Origin of the sequence: Thalassospira sp. TSL5-1 (assembly GCF_001907695.1) — a bacterium.
Taxonomy (GTDB): domain Bacteria; phylum Pseudomonadota; class Alphaproteobacteria; order Rhodospirillales; family Thalassospiraceae; genus Thalassospira.
The window spans coordinates 763,381-778,368 of record NZ_KV880637.1 but is presented as its reverse complement, the minus strand read 5'-3'; the positions used below and the strand labels follow the sequence as shown (position 1 = coordinate 778,368).

The 14,988-nt window shown below is 53.6% G+C and carries 15 protein-coding genes and 1 other RNA gene; 9 read left to right on the top strand and 7 right to left on the bottom strand.

The window, feature by feature from the left end; all coding sequences use genetic code 11:
* Window positions 1-88 precede the first annotated feature (88 nt).
* On the bottom strand, window positions 89-1,705 hold the full coding sequence (locus LF95_RS03610; protein WP_073953726.1) for a fumarate hydratase: 1,617 nt from the start codon (window positions 1,703-1,705) through the stop codon (window positions 89-91).
* Between the two features lie 547 nt (window positions 1,706-2,252).
* Between LF95_RS03610 and LF95_RS23655 the strand changes: the two genes are divergently transcribed.
* A complete protein-coding gene (locus tag LF95_RS23655) occupies window positions 2,253-3,302 on the top strand; it encodes a methyl-accepting chemotaxis protein (protein WP_305790978.1) in 1,050 nt (349 codons plus the stop codon).
* Window positions 3,303-3,366: 64 nt separating this feature from the next.
* Here the strand turns inward: LF95_RS23655 and LF95_RS03600 are convergent, their stop codons facing one another.
* Together LF95_RS03600 and ssrA are read right to left on the bottom strand one after the other, a co-directional pair.
* A complete protein-coding gene (locus LF95_RS03600) occupies window positions 3,367-3,867 on the bottom strand; it encodes an SspB family protein (protein ID WP_073953724.1) in 501 nt (166 codons plus the stop codon).
* A gap of 157 nt (window positions 3,868-4,024) precedes the next feature.
* Window positions 4,025-4,391, bottom strand: a transfer-messenger RNA (tmRNA) gene (ssrA, locus tag LF95_RS03595).
* A 143-nt stretch (window positions 4,392-4,534) separates the two neighbouring features.
* On the opposite strand from ssrA, the gene LF95_RS03590 reads away from it, so the two are divergent.
* From LF95_RS03590 to LF95_RS03580, 3 genes are all read left to right on the top strand, one after another.
* Window positions 4,535-5,329: a thymidylate synthase gene (locus LF95_RS03590; RefSeq protein ID WP_073953723.1), complete on the top strand. Its 795-nt coding sequence runs from the start codon at window positions 4,535-4,537 to the stop codon at window positions 5,327-5,329.
* On the top strand, window positions 5,329-5,853 hold the full coding sequence (locus tag LF95_RS03585; protein ID WP_073953722.1) for a dihydrofolate reductase: 525 nt from the start codon (window positions 5,329-5,331) through the stop codon (window positions 5,851-5,853). Before LF95_RS03590 ends, LF95_RS03585 begins: the two co-directional genes overlap by 1 nt.
* A 98-nt stretch (window positions 5,854-5,951) precedes the next feature.
* On the top strand, window positions 5,952-6,533 hold the full coding sequence (locus LF95_RS03580) for a TetR/AcrR family transcriptional regulator (protein ID WP_073953721.1): 582 nt from the start codon (window positions 5,952-5,954) through the stop codon (window positions 6,531-6,533).
* Between the two features lie 96 nt (window positions 6,534-6,629).
* Here LF95_RS03580 and LF95_RS03575 read toward each other — a convergent pair whose 3' ends face one another.
* Together LF95_RS03575 and LF95_RS23610 are read right to left on the bottom strand one after the other, a co-directional pair.
* On the bottom strand, window positions 6,630-6,935 hold the full coding sequence (locus tag LF95_RS03575) for a hypothetical protein (protein ID WP_073953720.1): 306 nt from the start codon (window positions 6,933-6,935) through the stop codon (window positions 6,630-6,632).
* A gap of 112 nt (window positions 6,936-7,047) precedes the next feature.
* Window positions 7,048-7,176, bottom strand: coding sequence for a hypothetical protein (locus LF95_RS23610; protein ID WP_256359935.1), 129 nt, complete (start codon window positions 7,174-7,176; stop codon window positions 7,048-7,050).
* 423 nt (window positions 7,177-7,599) lie between these two features.
* Here LF95_RS23610 and zigA point away from each other — a divergent pair, with 423 nt between their 5' ends.
* The 4 genes from zigA (at window position 7,600) to LF95_RS03555 (ending at window position 11,297) form a co-directional block, all read left to right on the top strand.
* Window positions 7,600-8,850: a zinc metallochaperone GTPase ZigA gene (gene zigA / locus LF95_RS03570; RefSeq protein ID WP_073953719.1), complete on the top strand. Its 1,251-nt coding sequence runs from the start codon at window positions 7,600-7,602 to the stop codon at window positions 8,848-8,850.
* Between the two features lie 163 nt (window positions 8,851-9,013).
* Window positions 9,014-9,442: a nuclear transport factor 2 family protein gene (locus LF95_RS03565; RefSeq protein WP_073953718.1), complete on the top strand. Its 429-nt coding sequence runs from the start codon at window positions 9,014-9,016 to the stop codon at window positions 9,440-9,442.
* A 174-nt stretch (window positions 9,443-9,616) separates the two neighbouring features.
* Entirely contained in the window at window positions 9,617-10,126 is a 510-nt protein-coding gene (locus LF95_RS03560; RefSeq protein WP_073954809.1) for a TspO/MBR family protein, read from the top strand.
* Window positions 10,127-10,256: 130 nt separating this feature from the next.
* Window positions 10,257-11,297 carry an NADP-dependent oxidoreductase gene (locus tag LF95_RS03555; RefSeq protein ID WP_073953717.1) on the top strand — a complete coding sequence of 347 codons (1,041 nt, stop codon included), beginning with the start codon at window positions 10,257-10,259 and terminating at the stop codon, window positions 11,295-11,297.
* An 89-nt stretch (window positions 11,298-11,386) separates the two neighbouring features.
* Here the strand turns inward: LF95_RS03555 and LF95_RS03550 are convergent, their stop codons facing one another.
* Together LF95_RS03550 and LF95_RS03545 are read right to left on the bottom strand one after the other, a co-directional pair.
* A complete protein-coding gene (locus LF95_RS03550; protein ID WP_252509644.1) occupies window positions 11,387-12,169 on the bottom strand; it encodes a DUF3750 domain-containing protein in 783 nt (260 codons plus the stop codon).
* Between the two features lie 162 nt (window positions 12,170-12,331).
* Complete coding sequence (locus LF95_RS03545; RefSeq protein ID WP_073953715.1) at window positions 12,332-13,294, bottom strand: helix-turn-helix domain-containing protein; 963 nt, start codon at window positions 13,292-13,294, stop codon at window positions 12,332-12,334.
* A 228-nt stretch (window positions 13,295-13,522) separates the two neighbouring features.
* On the opposite strand from LF95_RS03545, the gene LF95_RS03540 reads away from it, so the two are divergent.
* Window positions 13,523-14,977 (top strand): aldehyde dehydrogenase, encoded by a 1,455-nt coding sequence (locus LF95_RS03540; RefSeq protein WP_073953714.1) that lies wholly within the window; start codon window positions 13,523-13,525, stop codon window positions 14,975-14,977.
* The last annotated feature ends 11 nt before the right edge of the window (window positions 14,978-14,988 follow it).

Sequence of the window (14,988 nt, the reverse complement as noted above, 5' to 3'; positions counted from 1 at the left end):
TGCCGATTCACCAGCACGAAATACCAAAACAAAACGGGGCAGAAAATGCTTCTGCCCCGTTTAAAACGATATATATGATCAGGAACGATCAGATGCCAAATTCGGCAAAGAAGTCGTTACCCTTGTCATCAATCACGATGAAAGCCGGGAAATCTTCAACATCGATCTGCCAGACGGCTTCCATGCCCAGTTCGGGATATTCCAGAACCTCGACCTTCTTGATGCAATCCTGCGCCAAACGGGCGGCCGGCCCGCCGATGGAACCAAGATAGAAACCACCATATTTCTGGCACGCATCCTTGACCTGTTTGGAACGGTTGCCCTTTGCCAGCATGACAAACGAGCCGCCGGCGGCCTGGAATTGCTCCACATAGGCGTCCATACGACCCGCCGTCGTCGGCCCAAACGACCCCGATGCCATGCCATCCGGCGTTTTTGCCGGGCCCGCATAATAAACCGGATGATTTTTCATGTATTCGGGCATGCCTTCACCCGCATCAAGGCGTTCCTTGATTTTGGCATGTGCAATGTCACGGGCCACAATCACCTTGCCCGTCAGGGCCAGGCGGGTTTTGACCGGATATTGCGACAATTGCCTGCGGATGTCATCCATCGGCTGGTTCAGGTCAACCTTGACGACTTCATCATCCAGATGCTCATCGGAAACCTCCGGCAGGTATTTCGCCGGGTTATGTTCCAGATCCTCGATAAAGATGCCGTCCTTGGTAATTTTACCCAACACCTGACGGTCCGCCGAGCATGACACCCCAATACCCACCGGGCAGCTTGCACCGTGGCGCGGCAGGCGAATGACACGCACGTCATGACAGAAATATTTGCCGCCAAACTGCGCACCAATGCCCATTTCGCGAGTCATTTCCAAAACCTTCTGTTCCCATTCAAGGTCACGGTAGGCCTGTCCATGATCACCACCTTCGGTCGGCAGGTTATCGTAATACCGCGCCGAGGCCATTTTAACGGTTTTCAGCGTAGCTTCCGCCGAAGTCCCGCCAATAACGATGGCAAGATGATAAGGCGGGCAGGCCGACGTGCCCAGCGTGCGGATCTTTTCATCCAGAAACTTGCGCAGGCTTTCAGGGTTCAACAGCGCCTTGGTCTGCTGGAACAGGAAGGTTTTGTTCGCCGACCCACCGCCCTTTGCCATGAACATGAATTTGTATTCGGAACCCGGCGTTGCATACAGATCAATCTGGGCAGGCAAGTTGGACCCTGTGTTTTTTTCTTCAAACATATTGAGCGGGGAAACCTGCGAATAACGCAGGTTATATTCCTGATAGGCGCGCCAGATGCCCTTGGAAACGGCTTCTTCGTCGCTGCCATCGGTAATCACACGGCCACCGCGCTTGCCCATGACAATCGCCGTGCCCGTATCCTGGCACATCGGCAGCACACCGCCCGAAGCGATATTGGCGTTTTTCAAAAGGTCCATCGCGACAAATTTGTCATTCGCCGTTGCTTCCGGGTCATCCAGGATTTTGCGCAACTGTTCCAGATGGCCGGGACGCAACAAATGCGAGCAGTCGAAAAACGCCTGAAGGGTCAGTTTTTCGATGGCTTCAGGCGCAACCTTCAAAAAGGTTTCACCATTAACTTCAATGGTTTCGATACCTTCGTCACCAATCTTGCGATATGGCGTGGCATCCTTGCCCTGCTCGAACATGGCTTTATAGACAAAATCACTCATGGAAGGCTTCCGTCTCTCTCAAAACAAGGTGGGGTGTTTCTTGGCTTTGCTTGACGGGAACATAACGCCAGACGCCGCAAAATACCACGCCTTTAAAGAAAGACCATTGACCACTTCCCACCATCGAGGCCGATTCGCCCAATAAATGACAAGGACCAGTATCAGATCACATCGCCTGCTTATGCTGGCGTATACAATAGCAACATTTATACAATATTCAGTTGTATAAAGATACTAGATGATCGCTGAATATATTTCAAAAAAGGAACCAATAGTGAATATTTACCTTGAATCGACTCAAGTCGTAACCTGATATCCCCGATCTCAACCATAAGATCTTTATTTGGGGTAACAGATCATGCAAATATTCAAACGTAAATCGACACGGGACAACCAGAAAATAAAGTCAGATTTACAATCCGACCGCGAATTCTCCCGACTGAATTCATTTTATAAAGATGTAATTAATTCCATTCCATACAATATTGTGACATGTGATTTATCGGGAAAAATTCGCTTTATTTCCCGAGAGTTCGCGCAAACTCTCTTGCAGACAGACAATATCGATTTTTCCAAGTTGATTGACCTGCCCATCGCCCAGCTGAACAAAATCTTTGACCGTAAGCAGTTCCATAACCTTGGCAGCAGGCTTGCGGAAATGCCGATTTACCAGCGCGTTCGGCTGGACGATCAAACCCTGATGATCACCGTTACTCCCCTGCGGGACGAAACAGGGACGGAAACCGGTTTTATCATGAGCGGGGAAATTATCACCGACCAGGTCAAGATGGGGCGCACCTGTGTCAATCTGTCGCAAAAGGTGCAGGAAGCAGCAGACAAACTTAATACCCTGTCAAATGACCTTTCGGAAAATTCGACCGAAGGATCGGACCTGGCGGGCAAAATCCGCGAGGCTGGCGACACCACCGCCCAACAGGCCAACCATGTTTCCAGCACCGCCGAACAAATGACCCAGTCAATTAGCGAGATTTCATCGCAGATCGAGCGCCTGACCGAAGTGGCCAACCGGGCCGTCGCGGAAATGAACGATACCGGCGAGGTAATGAACAACCTGTCAGAAGCAGTAGAAGAAATTGGCACCGTCGTCAAAATCATTCAGGACATTGCCTCGCAGACCAATCTTTTGGCGCTAAATGCCACCATCGAAGCCGCCCGTGCAGGTGAAGCTGGCAAGGGATTTGCCGTTGTGGCCGGTGAAGTCAAATCCCTGGCGACACAAACGGCGAAATCCACCAAGGACATTACCGACAGGATCTCCGCCATTCGCGAAAACACGGTACGCGTGGTGACTGAACTAACCGATACACGCAAAGTGATCGAAACCAACGAGGAAATTGCCGAGAATCTTGGGACGGTCGTCGAACAGCAACACGCGGCCTCGCGCGATATTGCCGATAATATCCTGGCCGTGGCCAATGGCATTAACACGATTACAACCGATCTCGCCCGACTAGACGGGCTGGCCGAAAAAACCGCCGAACAAGGAACCCTCCTATCGGAATATTCCGAAAATCTATCGGGGCATTCCGAAGGCCTTTATGACGAAGTCAAAGGTTTCATTGAAGAAGCCCTTTAAACAGCAAAACGGACGGTACCCAATATACCGTCCGTTTTCATTTTACCTGGCAATATGCCATCAATCATTTTTTGCGGAAGGCATCCAGGGCGATCACTTCGCCCCCTTCACCAGACTCGGCCGCCGGTTTGGCCCGCGACGCGGGATCGGTCGTCAGCTGGGCCGGTTCTACGTCTTCATCCTCAAAATCGTCGTCATCCATTTCTTCTTCAACACTGAAAGTCAGCATGAAGTTGGCGGACGGATCGACAAAGGCCAGCATGGCATCAAACGGAACCACAACCGTTGTCGGCATATTGTCAAAGCTCATACCGACCGAGAAATACTCGTCCGTGACCTTCATGTCCCAAAAGCGGTGCTGCACCACAACCGTGATATTATCGGGATGTGCCTTGCGCTGCGCATCGGGCAACTCAACGCCGGGATGGTTGGTTTGAAACGTGACATAGTAATGATGCTCGCCGAAAAGGCCCTCTTTGGCCACGCGAGTCAAAATTTGCTTTACCACGCCGCGCAGCGCCTGATCGACCATCAGATCGTATCGGAATTCTTCCGGTTCGTGCATCGAAAATCCTGTATCTGGCGGGCGGAACCCGTCACTCCTATACGCCACTATCCCCAATGGCGCATTTGTCAGTTTCTATTCATAAACAAGCGTGAGAGAATTACAAGAGTGCGACCATCACTTCGTCGCATTCTGTAACCGGATTTTAACGGGGAATAATGAGGCGTTCTGTTGCTAGGTGCCTCACCCCCCACCGATTACCGCTCCCGGCAACCGGAATTTCGCTTTGGTGCTAGTACCGCTTAGGCGGCAACAGCAACCGGAGCATTGTTGTCGTTTGCGTTTACAAACATTGGCCCGATATCGGTGGTACCATGCCGAGCACCCACATTGGCTTTTACTACTCACGTCGATCCTATTTCGGCCCCACGATCATCGCCCGAGTTAAACGATGTGTGGATATGGTGGAGCCGCCGGGTACCGCCCCCGGGTCCGTAAAGCCTATTCTGCCACGCAGTTTAGTGCCATAACCGGGTTACCCCGGCAGTCCCTATATAGGGGAATTCCCCCCTGTTTCACAAGGGGGTTTAAGGGAAATCTTTTTGCAACATCACGGGAACAATTCCCCCAAAGGCAAGTTCCGATCAGTCGTTGCGTGCAACGCCGCACCTGTCTATCCTGCGGCAAAACAGATTCCCCAAATTCAGATTCCCAGGACGAACACGGCATGCAGCAATATCTTGATCTGATGCGTCTGGTGCGCGACACCGGCACCCGCAAGGAAGACCGCACCGGCACGGGCACGATTTCGATTTTCGGCCATCAGATGCGCTTTGACCTGGCCGAAGGTTTTCCGATGGTCACAACCAAGAAACTGCACCTGAAATCCATCATTCACGAATTGCTGTGGTTTTTGTCGGGTGACACCAATGTCAAATATCTGCAGGATAATGGTGTCCGTATCTGGAATGAATGGGCCGATGAAAATGGCGATCTTGGCCCGGTTTATGGCGGCCAGTGGCGGTCCTGGCGCGGGGCAAATGGCGAAACGATTGACCAGATCAGCACCGTTATTGACCAGATCAAAACCACGCCCGATTCCCGCCGTCTGATGGTGTCGGCCTGGAATGTCGCCGATGTACCCCATATGGCCCTGCCGCCCTGCCACTGCCTGTTCCAGTTTTATGTCGCCGATGGCAAACTGTCCTGCCAGCTTTACCAGCGCAGTGCCGATATTTTCCTGGGCGTACCGTTCAATATCGCATCCTATGCCTTGTTAACCCTGATGGTTGCCCAGGTATGCGACCTTAAACCGGGTGATTTTGTTCATACGCTGGGCGATGCGCATCTTTACACCAACCACCTTGACCAAGTGGAAACGCAGCTTGCGCGCGATCCGCGCCCGCTGCCGCACATGCAGATCAACCCCGATATGACGTCGATTTTTGATTTCAAATATGACGACTTCACCTTAACGGGCTATGACCCGCACCCGCATATTGCCGCCAAGGTCGCTGTCTGATGCCCGACCAGAAGATAACACGAACTGCTGTTGTTGCCATTTCGGAGAACCACGCCATTGGCCGCGATGGCTGGATGCCTTGGGATATCCCCCAAGACCTGAAACGCTTCAAGGCGCTGACATCGGGCAAGCCCATGATCATGGGCCGCGTTACATTTGAATCGATTGGCAAACCACTCCCCGGTCGCACCTCGATTGTGGTGACACGCGACAGGGATTGGACGTTTGATCATAAGCGCGTCATTGTCTGCCACGATATGGAAAGCGCCATCAAGGTGGCCGACGGCATTGCCCGGCGTGACGGTGTGAACGACGTTATCATCGCTGGCGGTGCACAAATATATCGCCTCGCCCTGCCCTATACCACACGCTATGAAATTACCGAAGTTCATGCCACCGTCGAGGCAGATACGTTTTTACCTCCCCTGCCGAAAGCCGAATGGCAGGAAGTTTGGCGTGAAAATCATCAAAATACTGAAAACGGTCCGGCGTTCAGCTTTGTCACCTTGGACAAAATCGCGTGATCAGGTCCTGGAATCGGTTCCGAAAACTTGATCCCTTTCTGATGGCTATCTAAGGTGTGTTCTTAATCACAATAACCCGTGAATGTGAGCATTGCTAAATGGCACGTCCCCGCGCCTTTGACGAAGAAAGCGTTCTTGATAACGCAATGAACGTATTCTGGCACAAGGGGTTTGAAGGAACCTCGGTTCAGGATCTGGTCGATGAAACCGGGCTGAACCGGGCCAGCATGTATGCCAGTTTTGGCGATAAAAAAGCATTGTTTCTACGGGTTCTGGACCATTACACCCTGAAAATTTCTGCCGTGCGCTTTGCCAAGCTGATCGAAATGCCCGATGGGCGCCAGGCAATTTGCGAAACCTTTCACGATATGATCAAAAGCGGCCTGACCGACGGGCGCAACAAGGGCTGCCTGATGGTCAATTCCGGCATGGAACTAGCCCCGCACGATGCGGACACCGCCACCCTTGCCCGCCAATCCTTTAAACGCATTGAGCTTTTATTCGTTGATGCCCTGGTGCGTGCCCAGGCGCAAAAAAACATTAGTGAAGGCAAAAACACCCGCGCACTGGCCCGCTTTCTCGCCGGGTCGGCTCAGGGCCTGCAACTCATGGCACGACGCGCCGCCGACGAAGCCACCATGCGCGATTTTGTTGATGTAACCCTGTCAACACTCGACTGATCAAAAAAAGCCGTCAGAAGCCTGCAAACCAGCATTTGCATCGCAGCGAAACATCGCTCCGCAGTTCACCATTTGAACCGAAAAACGGAAATCTTCCTACTTTACCCCCCATGCTGTTACATCTGATTCACGGAAAATTCCATTGTTGAATTTTAGTATTATTGTTGCGCTATATTCAAAAACCATAACGTTTTTGGAAACAATAAAACTTATCTCATCGGGCGCATCCAAAAAGACATGATAATTGTTTTCTTCAAGAAAATGCACAATTTCCGTCGCACTTTGCCCAGCAAACAAATGATTATAATGATCAACCGTTGCCTGCGCGTCAAACTCATACCCACCCGTAATAAATGAAGACAAGCTGGGTTCGGGGAAAAGCCGCAGATCATCAGGTGTCATAGAATTTCTCCAGACAGACAGAGAATACAGCAGTATGATTGCAGCACCTAAAATGGCGCCTATGATATAGAGGGTCCATCGCAAGACACGCGGCAGTATTGTTTTCATTCACCTACGGCCCTCCGAAAGCGCGCTGCAACACCCGAACCTGATCGAGTGGCGATAACCCATTAAACCAGTCAATTTCGCGCCGAACCGGTTCAATGCTGTCATTAATACCTTTAAGCACATCCTCGGGCATCGTTGTTTCCGTGTGCAGGTTAGTTCCCCATCCCGGAGCATCACAGATACACCATTCCTGTTCAAATAATGATGTTGTCGCAATAACAACAAAGGTCGTCCCCCGCCCAATTGATCAAAGGCTTTTTCAAACAGCCAGTTAGATTTGTGTGTTTCATCCTCTATGCTGGCCTTCATGCGCCTGTTATCGTTTCGTTGCCCTTCATCACGATGATCTTTCCATATCTGACGAACCAGGTCATCTCGGGTTAAGCACATTGAATGATTATTCAACGTGCGCGCAGGCTAGCGGGTCAATCGCAATCATCGAACAACATTTTGATACAAATTTGTGTTTTTGCTGTCTCAGCTCGCCCCTTGCCATAATGAACACTTCCCGATATTGTTATGTTATAACATTACATAACCACAAGAGTCCTCCACCATGAACAAGCTGCCTGTTACCGTCCTGTCCGGCTTTCTTGGGGCTGGCAAAACCACGGTTTTGAATCATGTACTAAACAACCGCGATGGCCTGCGGGTGGCCGTGATTGTCAATGACATGAGCGAGGTCAATATTGATGCTGACCTGGTACGCAATGGCGGGGCGGGCCTGTCCCGGCTAGATGAAAAGCTGGTGGAAATGAGCAATGGTTGCATTTGCTGCACATTGCGCGATGACCTGCTGGCCGAGGTGCGCAAGCTGGCCGATGAAAAGCGGTTTGACTATTTGCTGATTGAATCAACGGGCATTGCCGAGCCCCTGCCCGTTGCCGCCACCTTTGATTTCCGCGATGCTTACGGTGAATCCCTAAGCGATGTTGCCCGCCTTGATACAATGGCAACCGTGGTGGATGCCGCCCGCCTGATCAGCGATTACAGTTCGCAGGATTTTCTGCGGGATCGCGGGGAATCACTCGGCAAAGAGGATGAACGCACCATTGTTAACCTGCTCGTCGATCAGATCGAGTTTGCCGATGTCATCATCCTCAACAAAACCGATCTTGTCAGCCCGTCCGAACTTGAAACCGTGCGCCATATCATCCGCGCTCTGAACCTGGATGCCGAAATCATCCAAACCACCCGGGGGCAAATTTCACCAGATAAAATTCTGGCGACCGGCCTGTTCAATTTTGACCGCGCCCATGAACACCCGCTATGGGCCAAGGAACTGTATGGTTTCACCGACCATATCCCCGAAACCGAGGAATATGGCATTACCAGCTTTACCTATCGCTGTGCGTTACCGTTTCATCCGCAACGTTTTTACGATTTTCTCCATTCCGAATGGCCCGGCGTCATTCGTGCCAAAGGCCATTTCTGGATTGCCACCCGCCCCAATTGGGTGGGCGAGCTTAGCCAGGCCGGTGCCGCTGTTCAGCACGAGGCACTGGGCAACTGGTGGGTGTCGGTCCCGCAGGATCGCTGGCCCTCGGGGCCGGAATGGGAAAGCATGTTGCGTAAAATATGGCATCCGGTTTTTGGCGACCGCCGCCAGGAAATCGTGTTTATCGGCACGAACATGAACGAAGCAGATATCCGCGCACGCCTTGATGCCTGCCTGATTGACGATGACGACATTGGAACTGCAGTCCACCCGACAAACGATCCTGATGACCCTTATGGCGACCGCTTCAATGCACGGCCCTTTGCCGCTCTGCCCGATCCGTTTCCCAAATGGGGTAATGCTGCCTGACCATCCCCGCGAGGCCAGAAAATTCATGATGAAACCTTAAGATGTTCAAAGCGTTCCACGCGTGGAACGCTTTGTCATGATATTGCCCGCTATCACCATCTTTTCTCCATGATTAGAGTGCATAAAACGACTGTCACAATTTTTAATGCGTCAAGAGGCTGCCATGTTGAACGCGAAGCAAATTGCTGAAACATTTTTTGACCGGCTTGCCGCCCATGACACCACCGTCGCAGACCTTTTTGCGGCTGACATGCAGTGGAACCTGCCCGGCGACAACAGCTATGACCATAAAGAACCGACCAATAGGGATATTGCCCGTTCTGCACTGTTTAGCCATCTATGGCCCAAAAATTCACCGGCCGAAAGTCGGGCAATGGGAACCCGCCTTATGATCAGCGACCGTCAGGTCGCCCTGTTTGGTCAGATCAGTGAAAAACCAACCGCGACATCCAAACGCAAAATTCACGATGTTGCCTTTCATCTGGTCATCGAAAATGGCGCCATCCGTCATTTGCACATGTATGAAGACATCATGGCGGCCATCGTCGCCTTTGACCTGATGGAAGATGCCCCCAAACAGGCGGTCGCATAACGCGCCCACCGCTTCACTGGCATTGCCGGTGACAAAACCCGATAAATTTCTGATCCGACAGCAGAATTTTGTCCTATAATCAACAGCGACCCGGAATATTTCGGGTCGCTGTTTGCATATGTGCGAACAGAAACAAAACCGGCCACGGCCCCCAATGGCAAGGCAAATACGACCATGCAACCAGACACGTTTTCGCCCAATCATCGCACCCGGTTTTTTGCCCTGATTGCCTTTCTGGTGCTGTGCGTGATCATTTCAACGGCCTCGGCCGCTGTCACGTCAACCAGTGTCACGGACTGGTACCCAACATTGGCAAAGCCGTTTTTTACCCCACCCAACTGGCTGTTTGGCCCGGCCTGGAGCATCATTTACGCCCTGATCGCGATTTCCGGCTGGCGCGTCTGGTGCAAAACCGGGTTGCTGCCTCAAACCGGCGGTCGGCGCATATTCATCATTTATGGTGCGCAACTCACCCTTAATCTGTTCTGGTCTTTTCTGTTTTTTGGCGCGGAATCGCCCCTGGCCGGGCTGATCGACATTGTGCCGCTTCTGGCCCTGATCATCGCCAATATTGTGGTTTTTGCCAGGGTGGATCGCATTGCGTCATGGATGATGGTGCCTTATGCCGTGTGGGTTGGGTATGCCACCCTGCTCAATGCCGCAATCTGGTGGATGAACGGATAAAACCTGCTTTTCCCCCAAAAATCGGCCCGAAAACGGTTGCACATCGGTGGCAAATTTCCTAGGTCCGGGGCAGGTCGAATGACGGTTCACGTTCGGCCCCCGTCAAACCGTGCACAATTGCCGAGGCCCCATGACCGACACCACTCCACTCCATAAAATTCCCGAGACTGCCCAGGAAGTCCATCTGCTGCGCTATCCCGACGGGATGCCCAAGCGCGACGATTTCGCGATTGTCGATGTGCCTGTTCTCAAGCCGCTTGACGGTGAAGTGCTGGTCGAAAACACCTGGATGTCGGTTGACCCTTATATGCGCGGTCGCATGACCCAGCGCAAAAGCTATGTCCCGCCTTTTGCCCTGAATGCCCCGCTGGAGGGCCACGCGGTGGGCCGCGTTATTGCCTCGCGCGACAATCGCTTTGTCGAAGGCGACCTTGTGACCTCCATGACGGGCTGGCGCAGCCATGCCTTGCTTGAACGCGATTATGTCCACCCGCTGCCCGATGCGCCTGATATTCCAGAACAGGCCTTTTTGGGGCCATTGGGCATGCCCGGCATGACGGCCTGGGTTGGCCTTAACAAAATCGCGCAGTGCCAGCCCGGCGAAACGGTGTTTGTTTCGGCTGCCGCCGGGGCCGTGGGATCGGTCGTATGTCAGTTGGCAAAAGCCAAAAACTGCCGCGTTATCGGCAGCACCGGCAGCCCGGACAAGGCACGCTGGCTTAAGGAAAAACTGGGTGTGGACGCGGTCATCAATTATCGCGACACCGATGATCTTTCGGCAAGCCTGGGCGAGGCAGCCCCGCAAGGCATTGATGTTTATTACGAAAATGTCGGCGGCGCCCACCTTGAGGCTGCACTGGACCACATTAACGTCAATGGCCGCATTGCCGTATGCGGCATGATTTCAATGTATAATGACCGCAGCAAAACACCAGGGCCGTCCAACCTGTTTCGCCTGACCACCCAGCGCGCGCGGATGGAAGGTTTCATTGTTTCCGACCACTGGACATCCTATCCCGACTTTGTCCGCGAAGGCATTGATCTGGTCCGCGCCGGGTCGCTAACATGGCAGGAAACCGTGTTTGAGGGCCTGGATAAAGCCCCTGATGCCTTTATTGGCCTGTTTGACGGCAAAAATACCGGCAAAATGCTGGTCAAACTAACCGCCTAAACACCAAGAACCCCGAATAACAGCACAAAACAGCCAAAGCACGCCCGCTTTGGCTGTTTTTTATCAAGGCACCTTCGCCAATCACACCATCAGAGCTTGCTTTCCTCTGCGGCTAACGAGCCAGTATTGGGTAACCCCAAACGACCGATGGAGGGCACACGAATGGCAGGGCGGTTAAAATCGATACCGAAATTCAGGCCGAGAAGATTAAGCTCCAGCCCCTCTTCCAGCCCGGCGGTAAAGCCAAGCATGCCATAAAGATTGGCCTGCACCCCGGTCCCCGACGGTGACAGGCCGACCGGGTTGGTAATGGGCCGGTAATCCTTGCCAATTGCATTGGCGGGCATATCAAGATCCAGGGCCGGCACCTCGCGGCCAATATGGGCGATAAAGGTATTGCTGTTGGGGCCGGGATAGCTGCGATATTCCTGCGGGTAGGGGTAGGTTTTTACCGCCTTTTGCACATCGTCAATAATGGCATCCACACCCTCGCCGCGCAAATCGAGCAGAATTTCCGGTTCCGCCCCAAACCACAAACCATCGGGCACGGCATAGTTGGTGCGCACGACATTGCCACCACCCCAGCCCACCACGTCATAACGGGTAAAGGCCGTCTCGCCGCTATGCTTGACAATAATCCAGGTATGCACGGCAAAATAGCCCCGCCAGCTATAGGTGGAGGCTGCATAAACCTGCACAATGGCCGTATCTGCATTGGCAGCCGGATCGGGTGCAATCCCGGCGGAATGGCGCGGCGCCGTGCGCCAGGTTTCATTGGGCTTCTCGCCCGGCGGATTTTCGGCCAGGCTGATCCCGAAGGGTAAGACCAACACCAGGATCAAGCCCAGCATCACCGTTGTTCTGCGTTTCAAATAACTCGTCCCTGTTTATGAATGGGCCCGTACCAAAGGCCCTGCATGCAATAGCCTACCGCGCAATGCCATCAAAGAACGGTCATTGGCCGGTTATGGCAATAATCAACTTCACACTATTGCTATTATACGGCGAATATATGCCAATCAGACCACGCGAAATCACGGCCAGGCGGCAAAGCTGGTATCATCGCGGATCTGCCCGGCGCGTTTTTGCCGCCGCCATGCCCCGGGCGCCACCCCCAAATAGCGTTTAAAAAAGCGGTTAAAATAGGCCGGGTCGCGAAACCCCAAGCCATAAGCCACCTGTGCCACCGCCTGGGGCGATTGTTCAAGACGCAGGCAAGCCTCGTGCAACACCCGGTCATGGATCAATTGCAAGGGCGGTTTGCCGGTGGCCCGCACGGTTGCCAGCGCCAGCCGCCTTTCGCTCGTACCCAGCGCACGGGCATAATCACCGACATTCCAATGATCACGAAAATGAATTTCCAGCACCTGTAAAAACCGGTGCAGCGTGACAGAGCCGACGCCGGACCCGGTGCCCTCTTGCAAACCCTGTGTCATCCAGTCCTCGGCAAGGCGGGCCAGAATGGCCAACAGGGCGATCAATTGTGCGCTAAAAACGGTTTCACCCATATGGCGGTTGGCCCAAATCTCGCTCGCCATCACGGCAAAGATCAAACGGGTCTGTTCAAAATCCTGTTTATGATCCGTCAGATGACTACCATGCACTGTATCGGCAACAAACCGAAGCCCCCGAAAATGCCCGGCACCCTGCCTGGCCTGATCGGGCGGAAAATGCCCGCTCAGGCTGCGTGCCACCACATCATCGGGAACGGACATCACATATCCCCGTGCCCCGGCCTCAATGTCGCACACGCGCCCTTCGCCTGCTGGCAGCCAGATCAGGGCGGGCCCGGCAAGCCCGATGACACCATGCCGCAGGCTGATATGCGCATCGCCATTTTCCAGCAACACGGCATGGCAGCACGCATTTTGCACCACGCCCTCCAGCCCCCATTTGCGCGGTGACAGGGCTGGTTCAAAACGGTCAATGCGGGCATGGATTTTACCCGCCACCCCATCGGGGATCGCACTGGCTTCAGGACCGGATTTTCTGCCCATTTTTCCGCCGTTTTTTTCTGGCTAATCCCGCGCGAAACATGCCTTTTTCGCCCTTAAATATAACCATTTGGAATGGGTAAAATTATGCAATTTTTTGTTTAAAAAGGTCAATCCACTTGTCTTTACATTCCCCCTAATCGACGGCTTACTGATAACAGAAAACGCAACATCAGATTGCGATAACCACAACCATCAGGCCCCGCCTGCAACAGTGAGGATCACGTTTCCATGTATGACATCAACCTATTGATCAATAACACCGACAGCCCCGCCAGCCAAAACCGCACCTTTGCGCGTAAAAACCCGATCACGGGCGAGATTGCGACAAAGGCCGCCGCGGCCAGCAAGGAAGATGCCATTCGCGCCGCCGACGCCGCCGCCAACGCCTTTCCGGCATGGTCAAAAACCGGGCCGGGGGCGCGCCGGGCGATTTTGCAAAAGGCTGCCGAAATCATGGAAAGCAAGGGCGAGGAATTTGGCCGCCGCGTGCTGGCCGAAACCGGCAGCACTGCCATGTGGGGTGGCTTTAACGCCCATCTGGCGGCCAATATGCTGCGCGAGGCGGCCGCCATGACCACCCAAATCACCGGTGATGTGATTCCGTCTGACGTGCCAGGCAGCTTTGCGATGGGCATCCGCCAGCCTGCCGGCGTGGTGTTGGGCATTGCGCCGTGGAATGCACCGGTGATTTTGGGCACCCGCGCCATTGCCATGCCGCTTGCCTGCGGAAACACGGTAATTTTAAAGGCATCCGAGCTTTGCCCCGCCATCCATCGTTTGATTGGTGAATGCCTGCGCGAGGCCGGTGCGCCCGAAGGTGTGGTCAATGTCATTACCAACGCGCCTGAAGATGCCCCGGAAATTGTCGAAGCCCTGATTGCACACCCCGCCATTCGCCGCATCAATTTCACTGGCTCCACCCGTGTCGGCCGCATCATTGCCGAGCTGGCCGCCCGCCACCTGAAACCGGTTTTGCTGGAACTGGGCGGCAAGGCCCCGTTTTTGGTGCTCGATGACGCCGATCTGGACGAAGCCGTCAACGCCGCCGCCTTTGGCGCCTATATGAATCAGGGGCAAATTTGCATGTCAACGGAACGCCTGATCGTTGATAATGCCGTCGGCGATGATTTTGCCGCCAAACTGGCCGCCAAGGCCAAAACCCTGACGGCAGGCGATCCGGCAGAAGGCAAACATGTGTTAGGCGGCGTTGTGACGGCCGAGGCAACCCACCGTATCGAGGAACTGGTCGAGGATGCCGTTGCCAAGGGAGCCAAGCTGATTGCAGGATCGGGCACGGCCAATGGGGCATTGATGGATGCCACCCTGCTCGATCATGTCACATCATCGATGCGGATTTACCGCGAGGAAAGTTTTGGTCCGGTGGTGTGCATCATCCGGGCCCAGGATGACGATGAAGCCATCCGCATCGCCAATGACAGCGAATATGGCCTGTCATCCGCCGTATTCTCGCAAAACATCACCCGGGCAATGGATGTCGCCCGCCAGATCGAAAGTGGTATTTGCCACATTAATGGTCCAACCGTGCATGACGAAGCGCAAATGCCGTTTGGCGGTGTCAAATCCAGTGGCTATGGCCGGTTTGGCAGCAAGGCCGCGATTGACGCATTCACCGAAACCCGCTGGATCACGATCCAGCATGGCAAGCGCCACTATCCATTTTAAAAATCAGACTT